The 25,507-nt window shown below is 75.8% G+C and carries 18 protein-coding genes and 1 pseudogene; 12 read left to right on the top strand and 7 right to left on the bottom strand.

Annotation, left to right across the window (positions count from 1 at the left end; genetic code table 11):
- Positions 1-573 precede the first annotated feature (573 nt).
- The 6 genes from IE287_RS10615 to IE287_RS10590 all read left to right on the top strand — a co-directional run bounded on the left by IE287_RS10615 (position 574) and on the right by IE287_RS10590 (position 8,338).
- A complete protein-coding gene (locus tag IE287_RS10615; RefSeq protein ID WP_189848710.1) occupies positions 574-1,665 on the top strand; it encodes an ABC transporter substrate-binding protein in 1,092 nt (363 codons plus the stop codon).
- Positions 1,666-1,994: 329 nt separating this feature from the next.
- Positions 1,995-3,791 (top strand): sugar ABC transporter ATP-binding protein, encoded by a 1,797-nt coding sequence (locus IE287_RS10610; protein ID WP_189848709.1) that lies wholly within the window; start codon positions 1,995-1,997, stop codon positions 3,789-3,791.
- Positions 3,788-4,855 (top strand): ABC transporter permease, encoded by a 1,068-nt coding sequence (locus IE287_RS10605; RefSeq protein WP_229883393.1) that lies wholly within the window; start codon positions 3,788-3,790, stop codon positions 4,853-4,855. The genes IE287_RS10610 and IE287_RS10605 overlap by 4 nt, the downstream gene beginning before the upstream one ends.
- Positions 4,852-5,958 (top strand): ABC transporter permease, encoded by a 1,107-nt coding sequence (locus tag IE287_RS10600; RefSeq protein WP_189848708.1) that lies wholly within the window; start codon positions 4,852-4,854, stop codon positions 5,956-5,958. Before IE287_RS10605 ends, IE287_RS10600 begins: the two co-directional genes overlap by 4 nt.
- Before the next feature lie 57 nt (positions 5,959-6,015).
- Entirely contained in the window at positions 6,016-7,146 is a 1,131-nt protein-coding gene (locus IE287_RS10595; RefSeq protein ID WP_189848707.1) for a LacI family DNA-binding transcriptional regulator, read from the top strand.
- A 124-nt stretch (positions 7,147-7,270) separates the two neighbouring features.
- Positions 7,271-8,338, top strand: coding sequence for an aldose epimerase family protein (locus IE287_RS10590; RefSeq protein WP_189848706.1), 1,068 nt, complete (start codon positions 7,271-7,273; stop codon positions 8,336-8,338).
- 11 nt (positions 8,339-8,349) lie between these two features.
- Here IE287_RS10590 and IE287_RS10585 read toward each other — a convergent pair whose 3' ends face one another.
- Positions 8,350-9,315, bottom strand: coding sequence for a helix-turn-helix domain-containing protein (locus tag IE287_RS10585; protein ID WP_189848705.1), 966 nt, complete (start codon positions 9,313-9,315; stop codon positions 8,350-8,352).
- A 190-nt stretch (positions 9,316-9,505) separates the two neighbouring features.
- The gene (locus IE287_RS10580) at positions 9,506-12,805 is read right to left on the bottom strand and encodes an ATP-binding protein (protein WP_189848704.1); all 3,300 of its coding nucleotides are present in this window, start codon (positions 12,803-12,805) and stop codon (positions 9,506-9,508) included.
- A 331-nt stretch (positions 12,806-13,136) separates the two neighbouring features.
- Here IE287_RS10580 and IE287_RS10575 point away from each other — a divergent pair, with 331 nt between their 5' ends.
- The 3 genes and pseudogenes from IE287_RS10575 to IE287_RS39405 all read left to right on the top strand — a co-directional run.
- Positions 13,137-14,582, top strand: a complete 1,446-nt coding sequence (locus IE287_RS10575) for an MFS transporter (RefSeq protein ID WP_229883392.1) — start codon at positions 13,137-13,139, stop codon at positions 14,580-14,582.
- A 167-nt stretch (positions 14,583-14,749) separates the two neighbouring features.
- Positions 14,750-15,181 (top strand): NlpC/P60 family protein, encoded by a 432-nt coding sequence (locus IE287_RS10570; protein WP_189848703.1) that lies wholly within the window; start codon positions 14,750-14,752, stop codon positions 15,179-15,181.
- A gap of 175 nt (positions 15,182-15,356) precedes the next feature.
- Positions 15,357-15,572: pseudogene (locus IE287_RS39405) on the top strand (glycoside hydrolase family 35 protein); the annotation flags it as partial.
- A 158-nt stretch (positions 15,573-15,730) separates the two neighbouring features.
- On the opposite strand, the gene IE287_RS10565 reads toward IE287_RS39405, so the two are convergent.
- Positions 15,731-15,988, bottom strand: coding sequence for a LapA family protein (locus IE287_RS10565; protein ID WP_189848702.1), 258 nt, complete (start codon positions 15,986-15,988; stop codon positions 15,731-15,733).
- A 160-nt stretch (positions 15,989-16,148) separates the two neighbouring features.
- Here IE287_RS10565 and recQ point away from each other — a divergent pair, with 160 nt between their 5' ends.
- Positions 16,149-18,305, top strand: a complete 2,157-nt coding sequence (recQ, locus tag IE287_RS10560) for a DNA helicase RecQ (RefSeq protein ID WP_189848894.1) — start codon at positions 16,149-16,151, stop codon at positions 18,303-18,305.
- Positions 18,306-18,357: 52 nt separating this feature from the next.
- Here recQ and IE287_RS10555 read toward each other — a convergent pair whose 3' ends face one another.
- From IE287_RS10555 to IE287_RS10540, 4 genes are read right to left on the bottom strand one after another with little or no spacing between them, the layout of a single operon-like run.
- On the bottom strand, positions 18,358-19,740 hold the full coding sequence (locus IE287_RS10555) for an MFS transporter (protein WP_189848701.1): 1,383 nt from the start codon (positions 19,738-19,740) through the stop codon (positions 18,358-18,360).
- Complete coding sequence (locus IE287_RS10550) at positions 19,737-21,497, bottom strand: condensation domain-containing protein (RefSeq protein ID WP_229883391.1); 1,761 nt, start codon at positions 21,495-21,497, stop codon at positions 19,737-19,739. The genes IE287_RS10555 and IE287_RS10550 overlap by 4 nt, the downstream gene beginning before the upstream one ends.
- Positions 21,494-22,840 (bottom strand): DUF6271 family protein, encoded by a 1,347-nt coding sequence (locus IE287_RS10545; RefSeq protein ID WP_189848700.1) that lies wholly within the window; start codon positions 22,838-22,840, stop codon positions 21,494-21,496. The genes IE287_RS10550 and IE287_RS10545 overlap by 4 nt, the downstream gene beginning before the upstream one ends.
- The gene (locus IE287_RS10540) at positions 22,822-23,922 is read right to left on the bottom strand and encodes a phytanoyl-CoA dioxygenase family protein (RefSeq protein WP_189848699.1); all 1,101 of its coding nucleotides are present in this window, start codon (positions 23,920-23,922) and stop codon (positions 22,822-22,824) included. The genes IE287_RS10545 and IE287_RS10540 overlap by 19 nt, the downstream gene beginning before the upstream one ends.
- A gap of 443 nt (positions 23,923-24,365) precedes the next feature.
- On the opposite strand from IE287_RS10540, the gene IE287_RS10535 reads away from it, so the two are divergent.
- Entirely contained in the window at positions 24,366-25,235 is an 870-nt protein-coding gene (locus IE287_RS10535) for a class-II aminoacyl-tRNA synthetase family protein (protein ID WP_189848698.1), read from the top strand.
- 40 nt (positions 25,236-25,275) lie between these two features.
- Positions 25,276-25,506, top strand: a complete 231-nt coding sequence (locus tag IE287_RS10530) for an acyl carrier protein (RefSeq protein ID WP_189848697.1) — start codon at positions 25,276-25,278, stop codon at positions 25,504-25,506.
- The last annotated feature ends 1 nt before the right edge of the window (position 25,507 follow it).

The following is a 25,507-nucleotide window of genomic DNA, read 5'->3' as shown; positions in this document are numbered from 1 at the left end:
GCCCGGGCGGGGGACGGAGCGCGGTGGCGCGAGCGCGGCGGGGCGCTCCGGCGTGCGGTGTCCCCGGCCTGCGGTGTCTCCGGCGGGGGCCGGCCGGGCCGCCGCGTACGGCTGTGGCGCACGGAAGCGGGGCACGGCATCGGCGTACGGGGTCGGCGAGGGGTCCCCGGAGGGCCGGCCGACCATCATTCCAACGTTGGAAAACGGCGTGCAGCGGAATGACAGCACGCCGTGCGGAGGCTGTCCAGACCCCGCGCACGGCATCGCTGAAAGGGCCTCAACTTCCTCCGGGCGGCGTCCGCTTCGCCGCGGCGCGGGATTCCGGAAAACGTTGTCCTCGCCCCTTGCCGAGCTCGCCACGGCGCGGTTATAACGTTGTAAAGCCGGAGTCGCCGCCACCCCCGGAGGCTGCTCCGAGCCATGATCTTCCCAGGTCAGGGCCATGATCCGGGCTGATCGAGACTGTGCCCCACAGGTCCGCCGTCTTCTCGCGGCGGTCCCGCTCCGCTTCCCTGCCCCGCGCGACCGCACGCCACTCGGCGGTGCTGTCCCCCGCCAAGGAGTGTCCTCCCGATGACCCTTCCGCAGAGATCCCGCACGCTCTCCGTCGCCTGCGTCGTCGCGGCCGCCGCCGCGCTCGCACTCTCCGGCTGCGCCAAGTCCGAGACGCCGGGCACCGCCGCCGGCGACGACGGCCAGGGCGCGCAGACCGTCCAGACGCCGACCGCCTCCGCCGAAGCCGGCTCCGGATGCAGCCTCACCACTTACGGCGCGCCGAAGCTCGACCTCAAGGACGCCGTCGTCGGCTTCTCGCAGTCCGAGAAGGAGGCCAACCCCTTCCGCATCGCCGAGACCCGGTCCATCAAGGACGAGGCCGCCAGGATCGGCGTCAAGAAGCTCCTCACCACCAACGCCCAGTCCCAGCTCTCGAAGCAGATCAGCGACATCCAGGACATGCTCGCCCAGGGCGCCCAGTTCCTCATCGTCGCCCCGCTCAACTCCGACGGCCTGGAGCCGGCCCTCCAGGCCGCCGCGGCCAAGAAGGTCCCCGTCCTCACCATCGACCGCAAGATCAACGCCACCGCCTGCAAGGACTACCTCGCCTTCCTCGGCTCGGACTTCGTCGAGCAGGGCAAGCGGGCGGCGGACGCGATGGCGAAGGCGACCGGCGGCAAGGGCAAGGTCGCCATCCTGCTCGGTTCCTCCGGCAACAGCGTCACCACGGACCGGACCAAGGGCTTCGTCGACCAGGTCGCCGCCACGGCGCCGGGCCTGGAGATCGTCGCCCAGCAGACCGGCGAGTTCGCCCGCGACAAGGGGCAGCAGGTCATGGAGCAGCTGATCCAGTCGAAGCCCGACATCACGGCGGTCTACGCCGAGAACGACGAGATGGCGCTCGGCGCGGTCACCGCCCTCAAGGCGGCCGGCAAGAAGCCCGGCCAGGACGTCAAGATCGTGTCGATCGACGGCACCCGGAACGCCGTGCAGGCCCTGGTCAACGGCGAGCTGAACGCCGTGATCGAGTCCAACCCGCGCTTCGGTCCGCTGGCCTTCGCCACCGCGCAGAAGTTCTACGCGGGCGAGGGCATCCCGGAGGACGTCATCATTGCCGACCGCGCCTACGACCCGGCGAACGCCAAGGAGTCGCTGGGCGGGGCGTACTGACCGACGGCACCGGACGACCGGGCGGGGCGGGGACCGGCCCCGCACCGGTCGCCGTCCCGCACCGGTCGCCGTCCCGCACCGGTCGCCGTCCCGCACCGGTCGCCGTCCCGCACCGGTCGCCGTCCCGCACCGGTCGCCGTCCCGCACCGGTCGCCGTCCCACCCGGTGTGCTCCCGCCCCACCCGGTGCGCGTTCCGTCCCGGCCCTCCCCGGCCCATCCCCGTTCGTGCCTCTCCCGGTTCGGCCCGGTCCCGCCCCTCTTCTCCTGCCCTCCCCTCCCCTCCCCTTCTCGTGCTTTCTCTCGCCCCCAAGACCCCGGAAGGCCCCTCATGGCACCCCCCGAAGCGGCACCGCCCGCGGCTCGCGGCACGGCGTCCGCGTCCGCGCCGACGGTGCTGGAGGCCCGCGGCGTCGGGAAGCGCTTCCCCGGCGTCGTCGCCCTGGACGACGTCTCGTTCACCCTCCGCGCCGGTGAGACCCACGCCCTCGTCGGCGAGAACGGCGCGGGCAAGTCCACCCTCATCAAGGTGCTCACCGGAGTGCACCGCCCGGACGCCGGCGAACTGCTGCTCGCCGGGCGCCCGGTGGGCTTCGCCCGTCCCGCCGAGGCGCAGGCCGCCGGGATCTCCACGATCTACCAGGAGGTCAACCTCGTCCCGCTGATGAGCGTGGCCCGGAACGTCTTCCTCGGCCGCGAGCCGAAGAACCGCCTCCGGCTGATCGACTTCCCGAGGATGCACGCCGAGGCGGCCGCGCTCCTCGACGGCTTCGGCGTCACCGTCGACCCGCGCCGCCCGCTGCACACGCTCGGACTCGGCACCCAGCAGATGGTCGCCCTCGCCCGCGCGGTCTCGGTCGACGCCCGGGTGGTCGTCATGGACGAGCCGACGTCGTCCCTGGAACCGCGTGAGGTCGAGACGCTCTTCCGGGTCATCGAGGACCTGCGGCGGCGGAACATCGCCGTCGTGTACGTCAGCCACCGCATGGACGAGCTCTACCGCATCTGCGACCGCGTCACCGTCCTGCGCGACGGCCGGCACATCCACACCGGCCCGCTCGCGGAGCTCGACCGGATGCAGCTGGTCTCCATGATGCTCGGCCGCGAGGTGTCCGAGGTGCGCCGCGACGGCGTGACCGGTTTCGGCGCGGACGGCCACGACGTCACCCGGACCCCGGTCCTGACCGCGAAGAACCTGGTACGACGCCACCAGCTGGACGGCGTCTCACTGGAGCTGCATCCGGGTGAGGTGCTCGGTCTCGGAGGTCTGCTCGGCTCCGGACGCAGCGAGACCGCGAAGGCGCTGGCCGGCGCGCTCTCCCTGGACGCGGGGGAGGTGCGGGTGGCGGGGAGGCCGCTCGCCCGCTCCTCCCCGGCGGCGGCGATCCGGGCGGGGATCAGCCTGCTCCCGGAGGACCGCAAGGCGGAGGGGATCGTGCCCGGACTCTCCGTACGGGAGAACATCGTCCTCGCCGCCCTGCCCCGGCTGTCGCGCGGCGGTGTCGTCTCCCGGGCGCGCCAGGACCGGCTGGTCGAGATCTTCGTGAAGCGGCTGCGCATCAAGGCGTCGAGCCCGGAGCAGAAGGTCGGCGAACTGTCCGGCGGCAACCAGCAGAAGGTCCTCCTGGCCCGCTGGCTCTGCCTCGAACCGAAGGTGCTGCTCCTCGACGAACCCACGCGCGGCATCGACGTGGGGGCGAAGGCCGAGGTCCAGGCCCTCATCGACGAACTCGCGGGGGAGGGCCTGGCCGTCCTGCTGGTCTCCTCCGACATCGAGGAGCTCGTCGAGGGCGCCGACCGGATCGTCGTCCTGCGCAACGGCGGGACCGTCGGCGAGCTCGTGGGGGAGAACGTCTCGGAGGACGCCCTCCTCGCCGCCCTGGCCGACCACGCCCCACCGGCGGAGACGACGGAGACGGCCCCACCGGCGGAGACGACCGATGCGGTCGAGACGGCCGATGCGGCGGAGACGGCCGATGCGGCGGAGACGGCCGATGCGGCGGAGACGGCCGATGCGGCGGAGACGACCGATGCGGCGGAGGCGATCGAGACGGCCGAAGTGACGGAAGCGACTGAAGTGACGGAAGCGGCCGAAGTGGTCGAAGCGACTGAGGAGGACCCCCGATGACCGCCCAGGCCACCGCGGAACCCGTCCGCGGCGAGGGAGAGCACGGCGACGGAGGACCCGGCGGGAAGTCCCGCGGTGCCGGCGCCGGTCCCGGCCCCGGCCTCCCCGGCACCAGGGGCCGCGGCCTCCTGGGCCGCCGCGGCACCGCCGCCTGGCTGCAGGAGTACGGCGTCTACGCCGCCGTGGCCGCGCTCCTCCTCTTCAACGCCCTGTTCACCGACCACTTCCTCACCACCGACAACCTCCGCACCCAGCTCATCCAGGTCGCCCCGATCGTCATCGTGGCCCTCGGCATGGCCCTGGTCATCGGCACCGAGGGCGTCGACCTGTCCGTCGGCTCCGCGATGTCCCTCGCCGCCGCGCTGCTGCCGCTCTACCTCGGCTACGGCCTGATCCCCGCACTGCTCGTGGCCCTCCTCTCGGGCGCCCTCGTCGGAGCGGTCAACGGCACGCTCGTCTCCGTCGTCGGGCTCCAACCCATCGTGGCCACCCTGGCGCTGTTCGTCGGCGGACGCGGCCTCGCGCTCGTCATGGCGGACGGGCAACTGAAGCAGATCGTCAACCCCGACCTGCTCGCCCTCGGCACCGGCAGCCTCCTCGGCATCCCGCTCGTCGTGCTCGTCGCCGGCGTCCTGGCCCTCGCCGTCGCCTTCGTCGTCCACCGCACCACCTTCGGACGGCAGGTCGTCGCCATCGGCGGGAACCGTGCCGCCGCCGCGCTCGCCGGACTCCCCGTCAAGCGGGTCCTGACCGGCGTCTACATCCTGTGCGGCGTGCTCGCCGCCCTCGCCGGCGTGCTCGCCACCGCCCGCCTCACCGCGAGCGACCCGTCGTCCCTCGGCACGCTGATGGAGCTCTCCGCGATCACCGCCGTGGTCGTCGGCGGCACCCCGCTCAGCGGCGGCTCGATCCGCGTCCTGGGCACGGTCGCCGGAGCCCTGCTGATGCAGCTGCTGCGGGCCACGCTCGTCAAGCACGACCTGCCCGACTCCACCGCCCAGATCGCCCAGGCGGCCATCATCATCGCCGCCGTCTACGTCGCACGGGAGCGCCGGTCCCGATGAAGCAGACCTCGTACGCCGCCAAGACCGCCAAGACCGCCAAGTCCGCCAGGACCGCCGCGGCGGGCACACCCGCCACGGCCTCCGCGGACGCCCCCGCCCTCCCCGCCCCCGGGGGACCCTCCGGCCCCCGGCCGCGCCCCGCGTCCACCGTCGCGGAGCGCCTCCTGGCGGGGGTGCGGAGCCAGGGCGTGCTCGCCGTCCTCCTCTCGGTCGTCGTGGTCGCGTCCTTCGTGTACCCGACCTTCGCCACCCTCGACAACGCGCGCGGCGTCCTCGTCCAGGCGTCCTTCCTCGCCGTCGTCGCGCTCGGCATGACCCTGGTGATCATCACCGGCGGCATCGACCTGTCCGTCGGCTCCGTCTTCGCCCTCGGTGGCGTCCTCGCGGCCTGGGCCTCCCCGTGGGGCCTGCTGCCCGCGCTGCTGGTGCCGCTCGCCGCGTGCGGTGCGATCGGACTGCTCAACGGCCTCCTCATCGCCCGCGCCGGCATGGCCCCCTTCATCGTCACCCTCGCCTCCCTGCTGGGCGCCCGGGGACTGCTGCTGGCGCTCACCGACGAGGGCGCCACCACCCACCTCGTCCCGAAGGGCTCGGCGTTCGCCGAGCTCGGCCAGGGCAGCGCCGCCGGGTTCGGGTACCCGATCCTGATCGCCGTGGCGCTCTTCGCGGCCGGCGGTCTCGTCCTCCAGCGCACCTCCTTCGGCCAGACCCTGTTCGCCGTCGGCGGCAGCGGCGACGCGGCGACCCTGATGGGGCTGCCGGTGGCCCGTGCCAAGGTGACGGTGTACGTGCTCAGCGGCCTGCTCGCCGGCTTCGCCGGGGCGATCAACGCCGCGCGGCTCTCCTCCGGCGTCACGATCATCGGCACCGGCATGGAGCTCGACGCCATCGCCGCGGTCGTCATCGGCGGCACCCTGCTCGTCGGCGGCGCCGGTTCGGTGACCGGCACGCTCTGGGGCGTCCTGCTGCTCGCCGTCATCCAGAACCTGATCAACCAGATCGGCTCGCTGAACTCCTCGTACCAGTCGGTGGTCAGCGGAGGCTTCCTGATCCTGGTCGTGGTCGCCCAGCGGTACGTTTCACGCACCCGAAAATCGCTCTGACACACCGGAAAACGGAAGAACCGACGCCGGCCGGCAGAGCCGAACCAGAGGAGTCCCGTGGGCGTCAGCCTCAAGGACGTCGCGCAGAGGGCGGGCGTCTCCATCAAGACCGTCTCCAACGTGGTCAACAACTATCCCCACGTCACCCCGCAGATGCGGGCCAAGGTGCAGCGGGCCATCGACGAGCTCGGCTACCGGCCGAACCTCACGGCCCGCCACCTCCGCAAGGGGCGGACCGGCATCATCGCCTTCGCCGTCCCCGAGCTGGGCAACCCGTACTTCGCTGAGCTGGCCGGAGCGGTGATCGACGCGGCCGCCCAGCACGACTACACCGTGCTCGTCGACCACACGGCGGGGCTGCGGGAGCGGGAGCTGCTGGTCTGCCAGGAGTTCCGCTCCCACGTCATCGACGGGCTGATCCTCAGCCCCATCCACCTGGAGAACGGCGACCTGCTCGCCCGCCAGGAGACGTCGCCGCTCGTCCTCCTCGGCGAGCGGGAGTACGACGCCCCGTACGACCAGATCGCCATCGACAACGTCGCCGCGGCCCGCAGCGCGGTCCGGCACCTCCTCGACCTCGGCCGGCGCCGCATCGCCTTCCTCGGATCCCGCACCGGCCGCGAGCGCCAGCCCGCCCACCTGCGGCTGCGCGGCTGGCGGGAGGAGCTCACCGCGGCCGGCGTGGAACCCGACGACCGTCTCGTCGTCGCCACCGACGGCTACGGCCGGGGCGACGGCGCCGACGCGATGGCCGCCCTCCTCGACCGCGGCGTCCGCCCGGACGCCGTCTTCGCCTACAACGACCTGATCGCCCTCGGCGCGCTGCGCACCCTCACCGAGCGGGGCCTGCGGGTCCCCGAGGACATCGCCGTGGTCGGCTTCGACGACATCGAGGAGAGCCGGTACGGCGCGATCAGCCTGACCACCGTCGCCCCGGACAAGCGGGCCATCGCCCGCCAGGCCGTCGACCGGCTGGTGGCGCGCCTCGCGGGCGAGCCGGTGACCGAGCCGCGCCGCATCCGCCCGGGGTACCAACTGGTCGTCCGCGAATCCACCGGCGGCTCCCACACGGTGGCCGGACCCCCGGCCGCCGCGACGGAGGCCACCCCGGCCGCCGCGACGGAGGCCACCCCGGTCACCGCGACGGAGGCCGCCTCGGCCACCGCCCCGCCCGTCGACGCCCCCTGAGCCCGCACGGGGTTCCCCCGCCCGTCCGGGGCCCCGCCCACCCGGGGCCGTCCCCCGCCCCTTCCCCGCTCCCCCTGCCCGCCCCCGCTCCGCCCCCTCCCTTCCCCCCGGCCCGAGGACCCCCATGCCCCGACCCGCCATCCGCCACCGTCCCTTCGGCACCACCCCCGCCGGGGAGGAGGTCACCCTCTGGCACCTGGCGTCGCCCTCCGGCGCGTACGCGGAGGTCCTCACGTACGGCGGCGTCCTGCACGCCCTCGGCGTCCCCGACGCCCGGGGCCGCACGGACAACGTGGTCCTCTCGCTCGGCACGCTCGACCAGTACGCCGAGAAGAGCCCGTACCTCGGCGCGCTCGTCGGCCGGTACGCCAACCGCATCGCCCACGGCCGCTTCACCCTCGACGGCGTCACCCACCACGTCCCCGCGAACGACCGGGGCCACGCCCTGCACGGCGGGCCCGAGGGCTTCGACACCCGGGTCTGGCGGGCCGAGCCCGTCGTCGACGGCGACACCGCCGCCCTGCGGCTCACGCTGCACAGCCCCCACGGGGACATGGGCTTCCCGGGCACCCTCGACGTCACCGTCACGTACGCGCTGGACGCCGCCGGCACCCTCTCCCTGGAGTACGAGGCCACCACGGACCGCCCGACCGTCGTCAGCCTCGCCGGCCACGCCTACTTCAACCTCGCGGCGGACGGAGGCGACGTCCTCGACCACACCCTCCAGGTCGACGCCACCGGCTACCTCCCCGTCGACCCCACCGGCATCCCGCTCGGCCCGCCGGAGGACCCCGCGGGGACCCCCTTCGACCTCGCCGTCCCCCGCCGCCTGCGCGACACCGTCCTCGACCCCGCCGACGCGCAGCTCCGCCTCGCGGGCGGCTACGACCACTGCTGGACCCTCGCCGGCGCCGAGTCGCCGGAACCCCGCCGGGCCGCCCGCCTCGCCGCCCCCGGGGGCACCCGCGTCATGGAGGTCTGGACGACCGCCCCCGGCCTCCAGGTCTACACGGCGAACCAGCTCGACGGCACCCTGGCCGACCCCGGCGGCCGCCCCCTCCTCCGCCACGGCGCGGTCTGCCTGGAGGCCCAGCACTACCCCGACGCGCCCAACCGCCCCGCGTACCCCACCCCCGTCCTGCGCCCCGGCGCCACCGCCCGCCGCCGCACCGAGTTCCGCTTCCCCCGCTAGCGCCGGCCGGGTCAGCCCCGCGGCGCGGGGGCGGGGCGGGCGCGGGTGCGGAAGGTGCGGCGGTAGGCGTCCGGAGGGACCCCCACGGTGCGGGCGAAGTGGCGCCGCAGGGTGGTGGCGGTGCCCATGCCGGTGGCGGTCGCGATGGTGTCCACGGTGTCGTCGGTGGTCTCCAGGAGCTCCTGCGCGTGGCGGATGCGCTGGGTGTGGAGCCACTGGAGGGGCGTGGTGCCGGTGACCGACCGGAAGTGGCGGGCCAGATGGCGTGAGCTCATCCCGGCCTCGCGGGCCAGGTCCTCCACCGTGAGCGCCCGGTCGAGGCGGAGCAGCGCCCACGGGAGGAGCCGGGCCAGCGGATGGTTGCCGGGGGCGGGCACGGGGGTGGTCACGAACTGGGCCTGGCCCCCGTCCCGGTGCGGGGGGACGACCAGGCGCCGGGCGACGGTGTTGGCGACGGCCGACCCGTGGTCGAGGCGGACCAGGTGCAGGCAGAGGTCCATGGCGGCCGCCTTGCCCGCGGAGGTGAGCACGCTGCCGCCGTCCACGTAGAGGACGTCGGGGTCGACCGTCACCCGGGGGTGACGCCGGGTCAGTTCGCCGGTGTGCGCCCAGTGCGTGGTCGCGCGCCGGCCGTCCAGGAGGCCCGCGGCGGCGAGCACGAAGGCGCCGGTGCACAGGGAGGCCACGCGCGCCCCCGCCTCGTGCGCCGCCCGTACGGCGTCGACGAGTTCGGCCGGCGGGTCCCGGTCGACGTCGGCCCAGCCGGGCACGATCACGGTGTCGGCGTGCCGGAGGTGGCCGAGCCCGCGGTCGGGCTCCAGCCGGAAGCGGCCCACCCGGACGGGACCGGGGCCGCAGAGCGCGAAGTCGTACCAGGGATCGACGATGTGGGTCAGGTCGGAGCCGAACACCTCGATCGCCAGCGACAGTTCGAAGTGCAGCATGCCTTCGGTCAGGGCCAGGGCAACAGTCGTCACGCCCGGAAGCGTACGGGGCGTGCCGTTCCGGACGCCCGTGAGGGGACCGGCTCCGCGCCGGCCCCGTCCCGACCGGGCCCCCGATCGGCCGAGGGCGTCCGGCCACGGCCGGACGCGCGGGCGAAGCGCCGCGCGGCACCGCCTTCCCGGGAACCGCGACGGCCCTGCGGACCCGGGCCTTCCTTCGGAATCAGACGGGTGCCGCGCCCGGGGGGCGCAGCCGGGCGAGGACGGTCTCGCCGCCCTCCGCGGCCCCGCGCGCGAAGGCGGTGCGGAACGCCGCCGGGCCCAGTGCCGCCCGCAGCGCGCCGGTGATCCGGTCCACGTCGCCGCGCTCCGCCGCGGGCAGCGGGGCGTCCACGCGCCGCCGTTCGGCGTCCGCCGCGCCGAGGAGCGCGGCCGCCTCGTCCGGCGCGGCCGGGGCGACCGCCCCCGCCAGGCCCTCCAGGCACAGGGCGAGGGCCCGGGGCTCCCCGAGGACGCGCGCCACCGCCAGCGCGCGCAGATGGTGCGCGGCCGCCTCGTCCGGCCGGCCGCGCAGCTCGGCGAGGAAGCCGAGTTCGGCATGGCGCAGGTGCTCGCCCGCCGGGGAGGAGGCCCGGGCGAACCGGTCGCGCAGCAGCTCCAGGTGGAGGCCGGCGGCCGCGAGGTCCCCCGACCGCCGCGCGCCGAGCGCCAGGCCCATCCGGGCGTGGATCTCCGCGTAGGCGTAGCCCCGTTCGGCGGCGATCGCGAGGGCCTCGTGGTGCAGGGCCCGGGCCCGGTCCCAGTCGCGGTCCAGCAGGGCCAGCCGGCCGAGGCCGGAGAGCCGGGCGGACACCTCGGCGGTGAGCCCGAGCTCGCGCGCGAGGCGCAGCCCCTCCCGCTGCCGCCGGCCCGCGTCCTCGTACGCGCCCTTGATCTCGGCGAGCACCGCGAGCGGCGGGACCGTCTGCAACTCCCCCCAGAGGTCGCCGATCTCGCGGAAGAGCCGGGCGCCGCGCGTCCCGTCGCGCCCCAGCTCGGCGAGTGCGCCCCGGTCCAGGGCCAGCCGGGCCCGCAGGCTCAGCGCGGCCGCCGTGCCCCAGGTGTCGCCCAGGGCCTCGAAACCCTCCAGCGCCCGCGAGTTGACCGCCTCGGCCTCCTCCGGCGCGCCCGCGCTGAACAGTCCGTACGCGCAGAGCCACCGGGCGCGGAGGAGGCGGGCGGCGGCCCCGGCGGGGCCGGGGACGGCGGCACCGGGCCGTCCGGCGCCGCCGGGGAACGCGGCCTCGGGGAAGGAGGCGTCGGGGACGGGCCGCCCGGTGCCGTCGGGGGTGTCGCGGCCCTCGGTCAGGAGGGTGAACGCCCGGTGCAGAAGACGTAGTTCGGCGCCCTCCGGGCTCGCGTCCGGGAGGGCGTCGAGCACCGCGCCCAGGGTGCGCCGGGCCTCGGTGAGGCGTCCGCGCAGCAGCCACCACCAGACGAGCGCCCGGGCCAGTCGCGCGGCGGAGGCGTGACCGGAGGGCGACCGGAGCGCCGTGTCCAGCGCGGTGCGCAGGTTGCCCGCCTCCGCGTCGAGCCGGTCGAGGCACTCGCGCTGGCCGGGGCCGCGCAGCTCAGGCTCGGCGCGCTCCGCCAGCTCCAGGTAGTGGGCCAGGTGCCGCGCGCGCACCGCTTCCTGCTCGCCCCGCCCGGCCAGCCGTTCCGCGGCGTAGGCGGCGACGGACTCCAGCAGGCCGTAGCGGGGACCGGTGGGGCCGGTCGTCACGGTCACCAGGGAGCGGTCGACCAGCCGGGCGACCGGCTCCCACACCTCCGCCCCGGCCACCCCGCCGCCCGCCGCGACGGCGCCGACCGCCGCCAGGTCGCAGCCGTCGCCGAAGACGGAGAGGCGGCTCAGGACCAGGCGTTCGGACGGGCCCAGCAGCTCCCAGCTCCAGTCGATCACCGCCCGCAGGGTCTGCTGCCGGGCCGGGCCGCCGCGCCGCCCGGCTGCCAGGAGCCGGAAGCGGTCGTCGAGCCGGGCGGCGAGCTCCGGCACCCCGAGGGCCCTGACCCGGGTCGCGGCCAGTTCGAGGGCGAGCGGGATGCCGTCGAGGCGGCGGCAGACCTCCTCGGCGGCGGCCCGGTCGGCGGCGGCGAGCCCGCCGGGGTCGGCGGGGAAGCCCGGCGCGGAGGCCGCGGCCCGCTCGGCGAAGAGGCGGAGCGCGTCCGGGGCGGCGAGCGGCTCGACCGGCACGACGGTCTCGCCGCGCATCCCGAGCGGCTCCTGACTGGTGGCCAGGACCCGCAGCCCGGGGGCGGCGGCGAGCAGTCGCCCGGCCAGTTCGGCGGCGGCCTCCACCACGTGCTCGCAGTTGTCGAGCACCAGCAGGCCGCGGCGGTCGCGCAGCGCGGCGGCCAGCCGGCCGACGGGGGAGCGGCCGGGGCCGCCCGGCCCCGCCGCGTGCGGGTCGTCCCGCAGGCCCAGGGCGGTGGCGGCGATCTGGGCCAGGTCCGCGGCGGAGCCGGAGCGCACGCCGGCGAACTCCACCAGCCAGGCGTCCGGCGCCGTGGCCCGCGCGGCGGCGACCGCCACCCGCGTCTTGCCCACCCCGCCCGGGCCGGTGAGCGTCACCTGCCGTGCGGTGCCGAGGAGGCGCCGCAGGCGGGCGAGCAGCGCGTCGCGGCCGATGAGCGGGGTCAGCGGTGCGGGCAGGGCGCCCGCGGCGGGCGGTGCGGGCAGGGCGGGGGCGGGCGGGGCGGACGCACCGCCGGCGGCGGGCCGAGTCGGCGGTACGCCCGTGTCGGGCGCCGGGGCCCGGTCCCGGCGGAGGAGGGCGGCGTGTACGGAGGCCAGCTCGGGTCCCGGACCGACGCCCAGGTCCTCCGCGAGCAGGCGGCGCACCTCCGCGTACGCGGCGAGCGCCTCGCCCGGGCGGCCGGCGGCGTCCAGCGCCCGCAGCCGGAGGGCGTGCAGTCGTTCGCGCAGCGGGTGCGCGGCGACGAGTCCGGCCAGCTCCCCGGCGAGGGCGGGGTCGCCGCCGAGGTCGAGCCGGGCCCGGGCCCGCTCCTCCAGCGCGGTGAGCCGTTCCTCCTCCAGCCGGGCGGCGACCGGCCCCGCGAAGGCGGCGTCCGCGAAGTCCGCGTACGCGGGACCGCGCCACAGCTCCAGCGCCTCGGTCAGCAGCGCGACGCGCTCGCGGGCCCCGGCCGCCCCGCCGGCCCGCGCGACCAGGGCGCGGAACCGTGAGGCGTCGACCTCGTCCTCGTCCGGACGCAGGTCCAGGTGGTACCCCGGGGGGCGGCGCACCACGCGCTGCCCGCCGAGGACCCGGCGCAGCTGGGAGACCCGCGCCTGGAGGGAACCGGTCGGCCGGGCGGGCAGCCGGGCGGGCCAGAGGGCGTCGACGAGCCGGTCCGCCGCGACCGTCTCGCCGTCGTGGGCCAGCAGCACGGCGAGCAGCGTGCGGACCTTGGCCTCGGGGACCGTGACCTCCTCGCCGTCGTCGTTCCGGACCACGACGGGCCCGAGCACCCCAAACCGCATGCCGGTCACCCTATCCGCCGCTCCTGACGTCCTGACGTCCTGACGTCCTGACGTCCTGACGTCCTGAGGTCCTGAGGTCCTGAGGTCCTGAGGTCCTGACCCCCGACGCCTTGTCGCCTTGCCGTCCCCGGCGCTTCCGGTGTCCCTCCGCTCGGGGTCGTCCGTTCGGGGCTGTCCGTGCCCGAAGCGGACCCGAAGGATTCCCGAAGTGCCCGCGCGCACAGTCGGATCGGCGGCGCGGACGGACGGCCGCGGGCGACGGAGCCCGCCCGTGCGGCCGACGTGGTGCCCCCGCACCTCCCGCCCCTCGACCGACACACCCGGAGCACCCATGAGCACGACACCCGACACGTCCGCGACGCACCCCGGCACCCCCGCCCCCGGCGACGGAACGAACATCCCCGTCCCCGGCGACGCAACGGACACCCCCGTCCCCGGCGGCGCCCCGGACGCGTCCGTCCCCGGCGGCGCAACGGACACCCCCGTCCCCGGCGGCGCCCCGGACGCGTCCGTCCCCGGCGGCGCAACGGACACCGCCGTCCCCGGCGGCGCCCCGGACGCGTCCGCCCTCCGCGGCGCGCCGGACGTCCCCGGCCGCGAACCGGCCTCCCCCGCCCCGAAGCTGCCCCTCCTCGCCCTGCTGGCCCTCGCCACCGCCGTCTTCGTCACCAGCCTCACCGAGACCCTCCCCGCCGGTCTGCTGCCCGCGATGAGCGGCGACCTCGGCGTCGGCGCCTCGGCCACCGGCCAGACGGTCACCGTCTACGCCCTCGGCACCGCGCTGACCGCGATACCGCTGGCCGCGGCGACGGCCGGGTGGCCGCGCAAGCGGCTGCTGCTGGCCTCCATGACCGGGTTCGCCGTCGCCAACACGGTGACCGCCGTCTCCTCCGTGTACGCCCTGACGATGGGCGCGCGCTTCGTCGCGGGCGTCGCGGCCGGGCTCGCCTGGGCCCTGCTGGCGGGGTACGCGCGGCGGCTGGCCCCCGCGGGGCTGGAGGGCCGGGCGATCGCCGTCGCCATGGCGGGCATCCCGGTCGCGCTCTCGCTGGGCGTGCCCGCGGGGACCTATCTGGGCGGGGTGACCGACTGGCGGGTCGCGTTCCTGGTGGTGACCGGCCTGACCCTGGTGCTCCTGGGATGGATCGCGGCCGCGGTGCCCGACCGGCCGGGGCAGCGGTCCGGGGAGCGCCCGGGGATGCTGCGGGCCCTGCGGATGCCGGGCGTGCCGGCGGTGCTCTTCGTGACGCTGGTCTTCGTCCTGGCCCACACCGTCCTGTACGCGTACGTGGCGGCCTTCCTCGACGACCTCGGCCTGGGCGGCAGCACGGACCTGGTGCTGCTGGAGTTCGGGGCGGCCTCGCTCGTGAGCATCTGGATCGTGGGCGCCCGGATCCACCGGGAGCTGCGGCGGCTGACGATCGGCGGGACCCTGCTGGTCGCGCTGGCGGCGGCGGTCCTCGGCGTCCTCGCCGGGCACGCCCTCTTCGTCCATCTGGCCGCGGTGCTCTGGGGGCTGGGCTGGGGCGGCGTGCCCACCCTGCTCCAGACGGCCGCGGGCGAGGCGGGCGGCGACCGGGCCGACGGCGCCCAGGCCATGCTGGTGACGCTGTGGAACGCGGCCATGGCGGCGGGCGGCGTCCTCGGCGGAGTGCTCCTCGACACCACCGGCAGCGGAGCCTTCCCCTGGACGCTGGTGGTGCTGCTGGTCCCCGTGCTGGTGGTGGTGGTCCGGGCGCGGACCCACGGCTTCCCGGCCGGCCGGACCGCCGCCTGAACGACCGGCCGCATCCCGGCCCTCCCCGTCCCGTCCCGGGGACCCCCCCGGACTGAGGAGAGTCCTCTCCCGTCCCGGAGACCGTCCGGAACGGGAGAGGACTCTCCTCGGTCCGGGACGGTCCCGGTCCGGGAACCGTCCCGCCGCGTGCCGGGGATGATGGCGGGATGGAGTCGATCATCCCCCGTCTTCCGGCGGACTTCCTGACCGTCCGCTACGACGGCTCGCGTTTCCCGGGTGCCGCCTCCGTGGCGGCCCGCCCGGGCCTCGCGCCGGGCGCCAACTGCCAGTTGTACGCCTACGAGGTGCTCCGCCACTTCGGCCTGTACGTTCCGCCGCTGCGCTCCTCGGAGCTCTGGGAGGACACGGAGGCCACCGTCCGCGTGCCGGTCGCCCGCCCGCTCGACCTCCTGCTCTTCAACTCCGCCGACCGCGCGTACGGCGCCCACGTCGCCGTGTGCGCGGGGGGCGGGAAGCTCCTCCACCTGTGCGCCGAGGCCGGCCTTCCCGCGGTGTGGCGGGCGGAGGAGTTCGCGGCGCGCGAGCGCTATCGCGTGCTGCTCGGGGCCAAGCGGGTCCTTCCGTCCGGGACCATCTGAAAGCGCCCTCCCGCGCGGTCCTCCGCCCCCCGTCCGACGTCCCCCGCCCCTCGGGTCCCATGCTCGCCCCCGGGTCCCATGCTCGCCCCCCGGGTCCCAGGCTGGCCCCCCGGGTCCCAGGCTGGCCCCCCGGGTCCCAGGCTCGCCCCCCGGGTCCGGGTTTCGCCCCCGGACCGTGGCCCCGGACGCGAGCGCGGGACTGCGCGAGCGCGCCGGCCTCCCGGGCGACGCCGCCGGGTCCCGCCGCCCGCTGTCCGGGGAGGAGCCGGGGCAGGACTTCGGCTTCGTCCTCCACGAGACCGCCCTGCCCGTGCGGGGCCCGGTCCTGATCGAGGCCGGGCGGGTCCACGACCGCGCGCAGGTCTTCGTCGACGGACAGCCCGTGGGCGTCCCGGAGCGGATCGAACGCCGCGGCGACGGACTCCGGCGGCTCGCGAGGGAACCCACCCTCGCCGTCCGCTCCGGCACGGCGCCCCCGCCCGGTGACCGCACGGGGCCCGCGGAGGGCCGGACGGCGGCCCGTGGCGCCGCCGCGGCGGACGGCGGCCGTCAGCGCCGGTCGCGGCGCCGGGCGAGGTACAGGCCCAGGAGCATGCCGACGAGGAGGGTGACGGTGAGCACGATCCAGAGCGGGAGCGTGACCGTCGGTATCCACAGGCGGATCGTGACCGATCCGGTGTTGGCCGCGATGAACCAGACGGCGAGCGCGGCGAGCACCAGGAAGGCGACGGTCCGCAGCCGCATGTCCCTCCCCTTGACCGTGACGGTGGCCGGGCCGTGCGGCTGCTTCGCGGTGTTCCGGGACATGGTCCGGGTCCTCTCTCGGGGAGGAGGGATTCCCTCCCCAGTATCGAGGCGGAACGGAGCCCTGTCCCCCCGGGCGACCTGGCCGGAAGGAGTTGTCCACAGGCTGCGGCGGGCGGCCCGGCGGGGCCGTCCGGGCGGCTAGGCTTTTCGGGTGGCCCTCATCGACGCTTCTTCCGACGCCTCCCCGACCCCGAGCCCCGGCGGATCCCCCGACGCCCTGGAGGTGCTCCACCGGGTCTTCGGGTACAGCTCCTTCCGGGGCGAGCAGCAGGAGATCATCGACCACGTCGTGGCCGGCGGCGACGCCCTCGTGCTCATGCCGACCGGTGGCGGCAAGTCGCTCTGCTACCAGATCCCGGCCCTGGTGCGCCCCGGCACGGGCGTGGTGGTCTCGCCGCTGATCGCGCTGATGCAGGACCAGGTGGACGCGCTCAACGCCCTCGGCGTCCGGGCCGGGTTCCTGAACTCGACCCAGGACCCCTACGAGCGGCAGACCGTCGAGCAGGCCTTCCTCGCCGGCGAGCTCGACCTCCTGTACCTGGCCCCCGAGCGGCTGCGCACCGAGGGCGCCCAGCGGCTGCTGGACCGGGGCACGGTCTCCGTCTTCGCGATCGACGAGGCGCACTGCGTCTCCCAGTGGGGCCACGACTTCCGGCCCGACTACCTGGCGCTCTCGCTGCTCCACGAGCGCTGGCCCAAGGTGCCCCGGATCGCGCTGACGGCCACGGCCACCGAGGCCACCCACGGCGAGATCGCCACCCGCCTGGGTCTGGAGGAGGCGCGCCACTTCGTGGCCAGCTTCGACCGGCCCAACATCCAGTACCGCATCGTCGGCAAGAACAGCCCCACCCGGCAGCTCCTGGACCTGATCCGCACCGAGCACGCCGGGGACGCCGGCGTCGTCTACTGCCTGTCGCGCTCCTCCGTGGAGAAGACCGCCGCCTTCCTCGCGGAGCACGGCGTCGACGCCATCCCCTACCACGCGGGCATGGACGCCGCCACGCGCGCCGCCAACCAGGCGCGGTTCCTCCGCGAGGACGGCGTCGTGGTCGTGGCGACCATCGCCTTCGGCATGGGCATCGACAAGCCCGACGTGCGCTTCGTCGCCCACCTCGACCTGCCCAAGTCCGTCGAGGGCTACTACCAGGAGACCGGCCGCGCCGGCCGTGACGGCGAGCCCGCCACCGCCTGGCTCGCGTACGGCCTCCAGGACGTCGTCCAGCAGCGCAAGATGATCGACGGCTCCGAGGGCGACGAGCAGCACCGGCGCGGCCTCGCCGCCCACCTCGACGCCATGCTCGCCCTGTGCGAGACCGTCGAGTGCCGCCGCGTCCGCCTGCTCGCCTACTTCGGCCAGAAGTCCGGCCCGTGCGGGAACTGCGACACCTGCCTCGCCCCCGCCGAGTCCTGGGACGGCACGGTCGCCGCGCAGAAGCTGCTTTCCACCGTGTGGCGGCTGGCCCGCGAGCGGCGCCAGAAGTTCGGCGCCGGCCAGATCATCGACATCCTCCAGGGGAAGAAGACCGCCAAGGTCATCCAGTTCGACCACGACACCCTGTCGGTCTTCGGCATCGGCGCCGACCTCGGCACGGCGGAGTGGCGGGGCGTCGTCCGCCAGCTCCTCGCCCTGGGCCTGCTCGCGGTGGAGGGCGACTACGGCACCCTGGTCCTCACCGAGGCCAGCGGCGAGGTCCTCGGCGGCCGGCGCGAGGTCCCGATGCGCAAGGAGGCCGCCAAGGTCGCGGCGCCCCGCAAGGAGAGCGGCGGCCGCTCCGGAAAGGCCCGGGTCCCCGTGGACCTGCCCGCCGCCGCCGTGCCCGTCTTCGAGGCCCTGCGCGCCTGGCGCGCGGCGACCGCGCGCGAGGCGGGCGTCCCCGCGTACGTCGTCTTCCACGACGCCACGCTCCGCGAGGTCGCGACGACGCTCCCGTCGAGCGTCGCCGAGCTCGGCACCGTCGGCGGCGTCGGCGAGGCCAAGCTCGCCAAGTACGGCGAGGGCCTCCTGGAGGCGCTCGCCGAGTTCACCGGCCGGGACGGCGGCCGGGGAGAGCCGGGCGGACAGGACGCCGGCCCGGTCCGGCCCGGGCCGGAGGACCGGAGCGACGAGGCGGCCGCGACGGCCCCCGCGCCCGAGGCGGCCCCGGTCCGGGAGTCCGCCCGGGCGGCGGACCAGCGGGCGGCCCGTACGGGCGGTGCCGCGCCCGCGGCGCGGAGGTCCGCCCCGCAGGCCCGGCCCGCCGCCCCCGCGGCCCCGGAGGACGAGCCGCTCTTCTTCGGCGAGGACGAGACCGAGCCGTCCTGGGACGACTGGGAGTGACCGCAGGGTCCCCGGCCGGAGCACCTCCGGCCGGGGACCGGCCCGGGACCGCCTACGACGCCGCCGGCGTCCTCTCCCCGGCCGGATCCCTCTCCGCGGTCGCCGTCCTCTCCTCGGCCCGAGCTTTCTCCCCGGCCGGCGTCTTCTCCGCGGCCGCGGACCCCTGCGCGTCCCCCGCCGGCCGGTCCAGGCGCCGCAGCCCGCGGATGGCGGGCACACAGAGCATGGCGGCCAGCAGCAGGAAGGAGACGGCCGAGGAGAAGAGCAGCACCCGGTCCGCTCCGAACGACTCGGCCGTCGGACCCGCCAGCGCCCGGCCCAGCGGGATCACCATGATCGAGCCGGCGATGTCGTAGGCGGAGACCCGGCTCAGCACCGCCAGCGGGATGTGGGACTGCACGCTCGTCGCCCACATCACGCCCCAGAAGGCGAAGCCGCACCCCGCCACCGCGCCCGTGACCGCCGTGAGGGCGAAGTTCCAGCCGAGCGCCGGGGCCAGCGGGTTGAGGGCGAAGAAGAACATCGCGCACACGCCCGCCACCAGCGGTCGGCGCGGCCGGACCCGCATCCCCAGCAGCCCGCCGATGATCGTGCCCAGCCCGTCGGCCGACGCGATCCAGCCGTAGCCGGTGGCGCCGTGCTGCTCGGTGAGGAGCGCCGCGCCCAGCGGCAGCGACGGACCGAAGACGAAGAGGCCGTACACCGCCCACAGCGAGATCACGCCCCACAGCCAGGAGCGGGACCGGAACTCGTGCCAGCCGGTGGCGAGCCGCCGCCACATCGGATCGGAGCTCTCGTCGTCCCCGTCGGCCTCGTCGCGCCCGGAGGCGAGTCCCCGCAGCGGCAGCAGGCCAGCGGCGCTGACGGCGTAGGCCACCGCGATCACCAGGAACGATCCGGCCAGGTCCCCGTAGGCCACCAGGAAACCGGCCAGGCCCGGGCCGATGAGCGTGGCCATCGACTCGGCGATCCGCAGCAGCGCGTTGGCGCGCTGGATGTCGTCGGCGACCCGCGGCACGATGCTCGCCAGGCCCGGCTGGAACATGGCGGTCGCGGCGCCGCTCACCGCCATCAGGGCCATGATCTGCCAGAGCCGTACGCCGCCCCCGGCGAACAGCGCGGCCATGACGAGCATGGCCACCACCCGGACCGCGTCCGCGCCGACCATCATCACCTGCGGGGTGAACCGGTCGGCGAGCACCCCGCCGAAGAGGATCAGCAGCACGATCGGCGCCATCCAGGCGGCGAGCGCGTAGCCCACGCCGGTGGCGCCGAACCCGGAGCCGAGGACCGAGGTGGTCACCGACACCATCAGCATGCCGTCGGCGAGCAGCGAGGCGCTGCGGGCGGTGAAGAAGAGCCGGAAGCGACGGGACCGCCACGGGCTGGGCAGCGGCGCGGCCTCCCGCGCCGGGGTGGAGTCTTCGGTGGTCATGTGGCATCCCGGCCCCGGCCGGTCCCTTCCCTGAGAATCCGCTGCGCCGCGGCGGGCTGCCGCGGCGGGCCCTCGACGAACACGTACCGGTGCGGGGCGAGCACCCCGGGACGCCCCGGCAGGACCGCCATCAGCGCCGCGTGCGCCGCGTCGGGCGTCACCTCGTCCTCCGGCCAGGTCCGTTCGTCGGCGCCGATGTACGCGGTGAGCCCCCGGCCGTCCGGACCGCCCGCCCCGTCCTCCACCAGGACCTCGACCGGGCGGCCCCCCAGGGCCCCGGCCAGCGCCTCGGCGACGGCGGCGGGGGAGACCCAGCAGCCGTCCACCCGCACCCACTCCGGCCCGCGCGCCACCGGCCGCACCCCCGTCAGCTCGGTGAGCGGGCCGGCCGCGCCGAGCGGCACGTCGGACTCCGCCACCGCCTCCAGGAGCCGGACGAGCCCGGTGGCCAGCTCCTCGGCCGCGCCCCGGGGGAACAGCGCGGGATCGGCCCAGGTCGCGAACCGCAGGACCGGCTCCGTCTCGTACACGAAGGTCAGCAGCCGCGTCGGCAGCGTCTGCCCGGCGCCCCAGACGAGCTCCAGCTCGGGCGCGTCGCCGTCGGGCGCCGCCGCGGCCGCCAGGGTCGCGGGCAGCGCGCTGATGTCGTTGAAGACGGCGTCGCGCGCGAACTGGCTGCCGCGCTCGGTCGTGACCCGGCCGATCAGCTCCCACAGGTCCAGCGCGTCGAAGCGGCTGTGCCGGTACGCGTTCATCGCCGCGCCCCACGCCTTGGCGAGGAGCGCGTCGAAGGACGGCGCGCGCACGTCGAGGTCGAGGAGGGCGTCCTGGGAGAGGGTGCTCACCGAGCGGGCGAGCTTCGGCAGGAAGCGGTTGGAGGTGGGCACGGCGGCCACGCAGACGGACTGTCCGGCCCGGTGCGCGGTGAGCACGCACCAGGCGGTGAGCAGCACCGTGCCGGGGAGCGCGCCGGTGCGCCGGGCGGCGGCGGCGAGCGCCCGGGCGCCGCGCGCCGAGCGCAGGGTGAGGCCCGGGGTGTCCGTCTCGGTCCCGGCGGCGCCGTCCTCGGCGAACATCGCCTGCGGTCCGGTGCGCAGGATGCGTTCCCAGTGGGCCAGCGAGGCGGCGGACTTGCGGCGCCCGGCCGGGCTGTGCTCCTCGGCGGCCAGGTCGAGCGGGGTGAGCGCGGTGACCGGCGGCAGCGGCTCGCCGCGGAGGAGGGCGAGCCATTCGTCCCGCAGGACGCCGAGGGCGGAACCGTCGGTGACCGCGTGGCTGGCGGCGAGGGCGACGCGGACGGGCCGGCCGGCGCGGGCGAGGATCCGCAGCCGCAGCGGGAAGTCGAGGTCGAGGCGGAAGCGGGTGTCGCGGGCCGCGCGGGCCAACGCCTCGGCGTAGGCGTCGGGGTCCTCGGGGAGCGCGTCGTGGTCGAGGACGGTGACGGTGAAGGAGCCGTCGGGGGCGACCACCTGCTCGGCGGGGGCGGCGGCGCCGGGCCCGTGGGGGAAGGTGGTGCGCAGGGCCTCGTGGCGTACGGCGAGGGCGGCGAGCGCGTCGAGCGCCCGGTCCATCCCGGTGCCGTCCGGGACCGGCCACACGTCGTGGATGTTGATGGTGTCGGGCTCGTCCCGCAGGATGCAGCGGATCATGTTCGCCTGGCCCATGGTGACGGGCCCCCGCCGCGCGCCTCCGCCGGTGTAGCGGACGGTGAGGGTGCGGGAGCCGGTGACGCCGTCCGGGGCGTGCGCGGTCGTCACGGCGTCACGGCCGGGGCGTGCGCGGTCCGGGGGCGCGGCGGGTGGTTCACGGCGGTGCCTTTCGCGTGCGCGGTCAGGGAGCCCCAGGCGTCGACGAGCCGGGCGAAGTCCGTCATGCCGGAGGCGGCCTCGGCGAGGAGCCGGTCGCGCCGGTCCGCGAAGAGCGCGGCGGCGGTGGCGTACCGGCCGCCGAGGGAGCGGTAGCGGCGGTCGAGGACGTCGAGCCGGGCCTCGTTCCCGGCCGGGTCGATCAGGGTGCTCTCGCGGACGAGGGCGGCGACGGCGTCGGGCCGCACCCGGCCGGCGGCGTCGAGGAGTCCGTCACCGGTCGCGGCGAGGCCCGCGTACACCGTGTCGAGGTGGGCGGTGGCGAGCAGGTACTTCGCGAACCGGAGCTGGTAGGCGAGGAATCCCGCGTCGGAACGGCGCTCCTCCGTGTGGTAGTTGACGATGTGCCGGTTGTGCAGGACGCCGGGCAGCCGGGCGTTGCGCACGAGGTGCAGGAGGAAGTAGTCGGTGCCGATGGTGTCGGTGGCGGGCGGCAGCGGCACCCGGCCGTAGACCTCCCGGCCGAGGGCGACGTTGCACATGTCGACCCGGGTGGGGCTGACGAGGGTGAGCGTCGTCGTGTCGGTGGTGAACGGCGTGGTGCCCGCACCCCGGAACGCCTCGTCGATCAGGTTCCGGCGCCAGATCTCCGGGTGGCCGGCGGGCACCGAGAGGCCGACGACCTCGTGGTACGCCTCCGGGTCGAGGGCGCGGAGCTCGGCGACGTCGACCGAGAGCGCGCCGATGAAGGACGCGCCGGCCAGGACGACCGTCCGGTCCGCGCAGCCGGGGTCGAGCCGTCCGCGGGTGACCTCGGCGGCGACGTCCGCCGCCGGCCGGCCGAGCGCGGTGAGCTCGTGGTGGATCGGGAAGACCGGTTCCCCGTCGAGGAGCTGGTAGCGGCTGTCGGAGTCCCGGCGGTGCACCGAGGCGCAGCCGAGCGCCTCGGCGAGGAGGAAGGCGCGGTTGGTGCAGGCGCCGTACGACACCCCGGCCGGGAGCATCAGGTCGAGCAGCCGGTCCGCGTCGTCGGGCCGGGCGGAGGCCAGGACCTCGCGCAGGAAGGCGCGCTGCCGGTCCTCGTCGAGGTGGTGGACGACGACGCCGGGCGCCGGGGGCAGGGCGGCCACCGCGGCCCGGTGGGCGGCGAGGTCGGCGGGGGCCGAGGAGTCGAGGATCAGCAGGTGCACCTCGACGCCGAACTCCCGTGCCCCGTAGGCGGCTTCCCCGGCGACCGCCGCGATCGTCGCCGTACAGGCCCGGTGGGTGGGCAGGGTCAGGCAGACGCGGCGCACGCGGGCTCCCCGGTCGGCGGGGCGGGCTCGGCCGCGTCGGCCTCCTCGTGCCAGGAGGTGAGGCCGAGCAGCCGGGAGCCGAGCGGGGTGAGTCCGGCGGTCGGGTAGCGCTTGGACTCGTGCAGCACGGGGTCGCCGACGAGGGTGCGGTTCCAGCGCGGGGTGCGCAGGTGGCGCCAGGACTCGACGCGGGAGCGGCGCAGCTTCGCGTGCTCCTCCAGGGCGGGCATCATCGACAGGTACTGCACCGCGCGGACGCCGTCGGCGGAGGCGTTGCGGGCGACGCCGTGGGCGAGCAGGCCGTTCCAGATGAGCAGGTCGCCGGGGCGCAGGTCGGGGCGGACGACGGGGTAGGCGGTGCGGTCCAGGTCGGGGCGGATCGGGTCGCGGCCGGCGGGCTGGTCCCGCTTCCACTCCTCGAAGCGGCGGAAGAGCTCCGGGCCGCACTGGAAGCCGCCGGTCTCGGGGCTGGTGTCGTTGAGCGCGATGATGCCCTGCACGCGCTGCGGGGGCACGCCGAGGGTGGTGTCGATGTCCCAGTGCAGCTCGATGTCGAAGCCCCGGTCGGTGGGTTCGATGAGGGCGCGGTCGCGGTTGCGGACGTTGGGCGGGTTGAGGTTGAGCCGGTCGAGGGTGACCCAGAGCTCCTCGCAGTCCCAGACGTCGACGAAGGCGTCGTAGACCCGCTGCGCCTGGCGGCTGTCCCAGAGCAGCTGGTGGTGGTACGCCTCGACGAAGCCGTAGATGTGCAGCTGCTGGTCCAGCTCGGAGCGGAACGGCCGGTCCTCGTACCAGCTGTCGGGCCGGTCCGGGTCGAGGCCCTGGAAGTCCCAGGCGAAGTCGAGAAGCCGGCGGGCCGCCGCGGCGGGGATGGCCTCGCGCACGATGACGTATCCGTACGTCTGCCAGTGCGCGAAGTCCTCCTCGGAGAGCACCCGCAGCGGCCGGGTCTTGCGCAGCTCCCGCAGGGTGGTCGCGGCGAGGTAGGACTCGCCGTCGGCGCTGAAGTAGGGGCGCTCGGTGGCGGCCCGGTGGAGGTAGGGGGCGCGCGGGCGGCGCGGGGCGGCGGGTGTGGTCGTCAAGGGTCCCTCCAGGCGGGAGTCGGACGGCGTGCGGGCGTGGGGGAGCGGGGCACGGCGGGACGGGGGCGCGGACCTGGCGACGGTGGGGGGACCGCGGGGGACGAGGGACAGAATTGGTGTAGACCATGATCGGTGTCAAGTGACCCGGCGGTATGCCGCGCGTGTCGGCCGATGGCCCGAAATCGCGCCTTCCGCGCCCCCGTTGGGGCGGGATCTTTGGTCTAGACAACCATCGGGCGACTCGCCTACTGTCGCCACTGCGCAGAGCCGGAACCGACTCGACCGGTCGGTCCCGGCCCGACCGCTGCGCCCCGGTCGACGGCGACCGAGAGCAGGGCCCCGCCCGCCGCCCCGCCGACGTCCGCCACCGGCACGGGGGCGGCGGCCCGCGCCCGCACGACCGACGCCCCGACCGACCGACCACGCCGAGAGGGAACGGTTCCATGAGCACACCCAGCGCCACGACCCCGCCCGCCGCCGCCCTCAGAAGCCCCGGCCCGGGACTGATCACGCTGGATCCGGTGCACACCGCCCTGCTGCGCGGCCTCGACGCGCTCCTCGCCGGACTCGCCGCCCGGCTCTCCGCCCCCGAGGTGACCGGCCCGCCGCTGCTCGCCGCCGACGGCCTCGCCCGCCTCGACTACTTCCGCAACTTCCCCCACCTCGGCGTCTCGGCCGGGCGGTTCGCCCCCGAGTCCCACGACGTCCTCGCCGCCGGCCAGGCCCCCGGAGACCGCCCCCTCGAACCCACCGGCTACCTCCTGCCCTCCGCCACCTGCTACGGCCTGCTGCTCTCCCTGGAGGGCGCCGACGTCGGCGAGGAGGGCCTGCGGCTCTCCGCCGCAGGCCGCTGCTTCCGCAACGAGACCCACTACGACGGCCTGCGCCGCCTCTGGGGCTTCCACATGCGCGAGGTGGTCTACCTGGGCACCAAGGAAGGCGCCGTCGAACACCTGGAGCGCGGCGGCGCGTTCATCCAGGAGACCGCCGGGCGCCTCGGCCTCGACCTGACCCGCGCCACCGCCGACGACCCCTTCTACGATAAGGGCGGCTCCCGCGCCCGCCTGATGGCCCTCGACCCCGTCAAGCACGAGTACAGCGCCCCCGACGGCACCGCCATCGCCTCCGTCAACCGCCACCGCAACTTCTTCGGCGAGCGCCTGGACATCCGCGCCGGCAGCCACGGCCCCGCCTACAGCGCCTGCGTCGCCTTCGGCGTCGAGCGCTGGGTGCGCGCCCTGCTCCTCGCCCACGGCGGCCCCGAGCAGGCCCTCGACCGCCTCCGCGCGGCCACCGTCACCCCCACCCCCTGACACCCCTCAGCAGACCAGCACGGAGCGGAGAGAACAGCCCATGGAACGCGTCACCGCCTGGCTCCAGGAGAAGAACCCCGGCCTCGACGGGCCCATCGACACCGACGAGGACCTGATCGAGGCGCGGCTCATCGACTCCATGGACTTCCTCGAGTTCATCGACCTCCTGGAGGACATCTCCGGCACGTCGATCGACCTCCAGGAGGTCACCATCGACGACTTCCGCACCCTCGCCCGCGTCCGGGAACGCTTCCTCGCCCCCACCGGGTGAC

The organism is Streptomyces omiyaensis, from assembly GCF_014650895.1.
Classification (GTDB): Bacteria; Actinomycetota; Actinomycetes; order Streptomycetales; family Streptomycetaceae; genus Streptomyces; species Streptomyces omiyaensis.
Note: the sequence above shows the minus strand (reverse complement) of the source record. Positions and strands in the feature narration are given on the sequence as shown.

Bases quoted from the DNA above. Each gene is read 5' to 3' on its own strand.
- IE287_RS10605 (WP_229883393.1), top strand. From the start codon at position 3,788: ATGACCGCCCAGGCCACCGCGGAACCCGTCCGCGGCGAGGGAGAGCAC.
- IE287_RS10570 (WP_189848703.1), top strand. From the start codon at position 14,750: ATGGAGTCGATCATCCCCCGTCTTCCGGCGGACTTCCTGACCGTCCGC.
- IE287_RS10565 (WP_189848702.1), bottom strand. From the start codon at position 15,988: ATGTCCCGGAACACCGCGAAGCAGCCGCACGGCCCGGCCACCGTCACG.
- IE287_RS10590 (WP_189848706.1), top strand. From the start codon at position 7,271: ATGCCCCGACCCGCCATCCGCCACCGTCCCTTCGGCACCACCCCCGCC.
- IE287_RS10535 (WP_189848698.1), top strand. From the start codon at position 24,366: ATGAGCACACCCAGCGCCACGACCCCGCCCGCCGCCGCCCTCAGAAGC.
- IE287_RS10580 (WP_189848704.1), bottom strand. From the start codon at position 12,805: ATGCGGTTTGGGGTGCTCGGGCCCGTCGTGGTCCGGAACGACGACGGC.
- IE287_RS10575 (WP_229883392.1), top strand. From the start codon at position 13,137: ATGAGCACGACACCCGACACGTCCGCGACGCACCCCGGCACCCCCGCC.
- IE287_RS10530 (WP_189848697.1), top strand. From the start codon at position 25,276: ATGGAACGCGTCACCGCCTGGCTCCAGGAGAAGAACCCCGGCCTCGAC.
- IE287_RS10600 (WP_189848708.1), top strand. From the start codon at position 4,852: ATGAAGCAGACCTCGTACGCCGCCAAGACCGCCAAGACCGCCAAGTCC.
- IE287_RS10615 (WP_189848710.1), top strand. From the start codon at position 574: ATGACCCTTCCGCAGAGATCCCGCACGCTCTCCGTCGCCTGCGTCGTC.
- IE287_RS10610 (WP_189848709.1), top strand. From the start codon at position 1,995: ATGGCACCCCCCGAAGCGGCACCGCCCGCGGCTCGCGGCACGGCGTCC.
- IE287_RS10555 (WP_189848701.1), bottom strand. From the start codon at position 19,740: ATGACCACCGAAGACTCCACCCCGGCGCGGGAGGCCGCGCCGCTGCCC.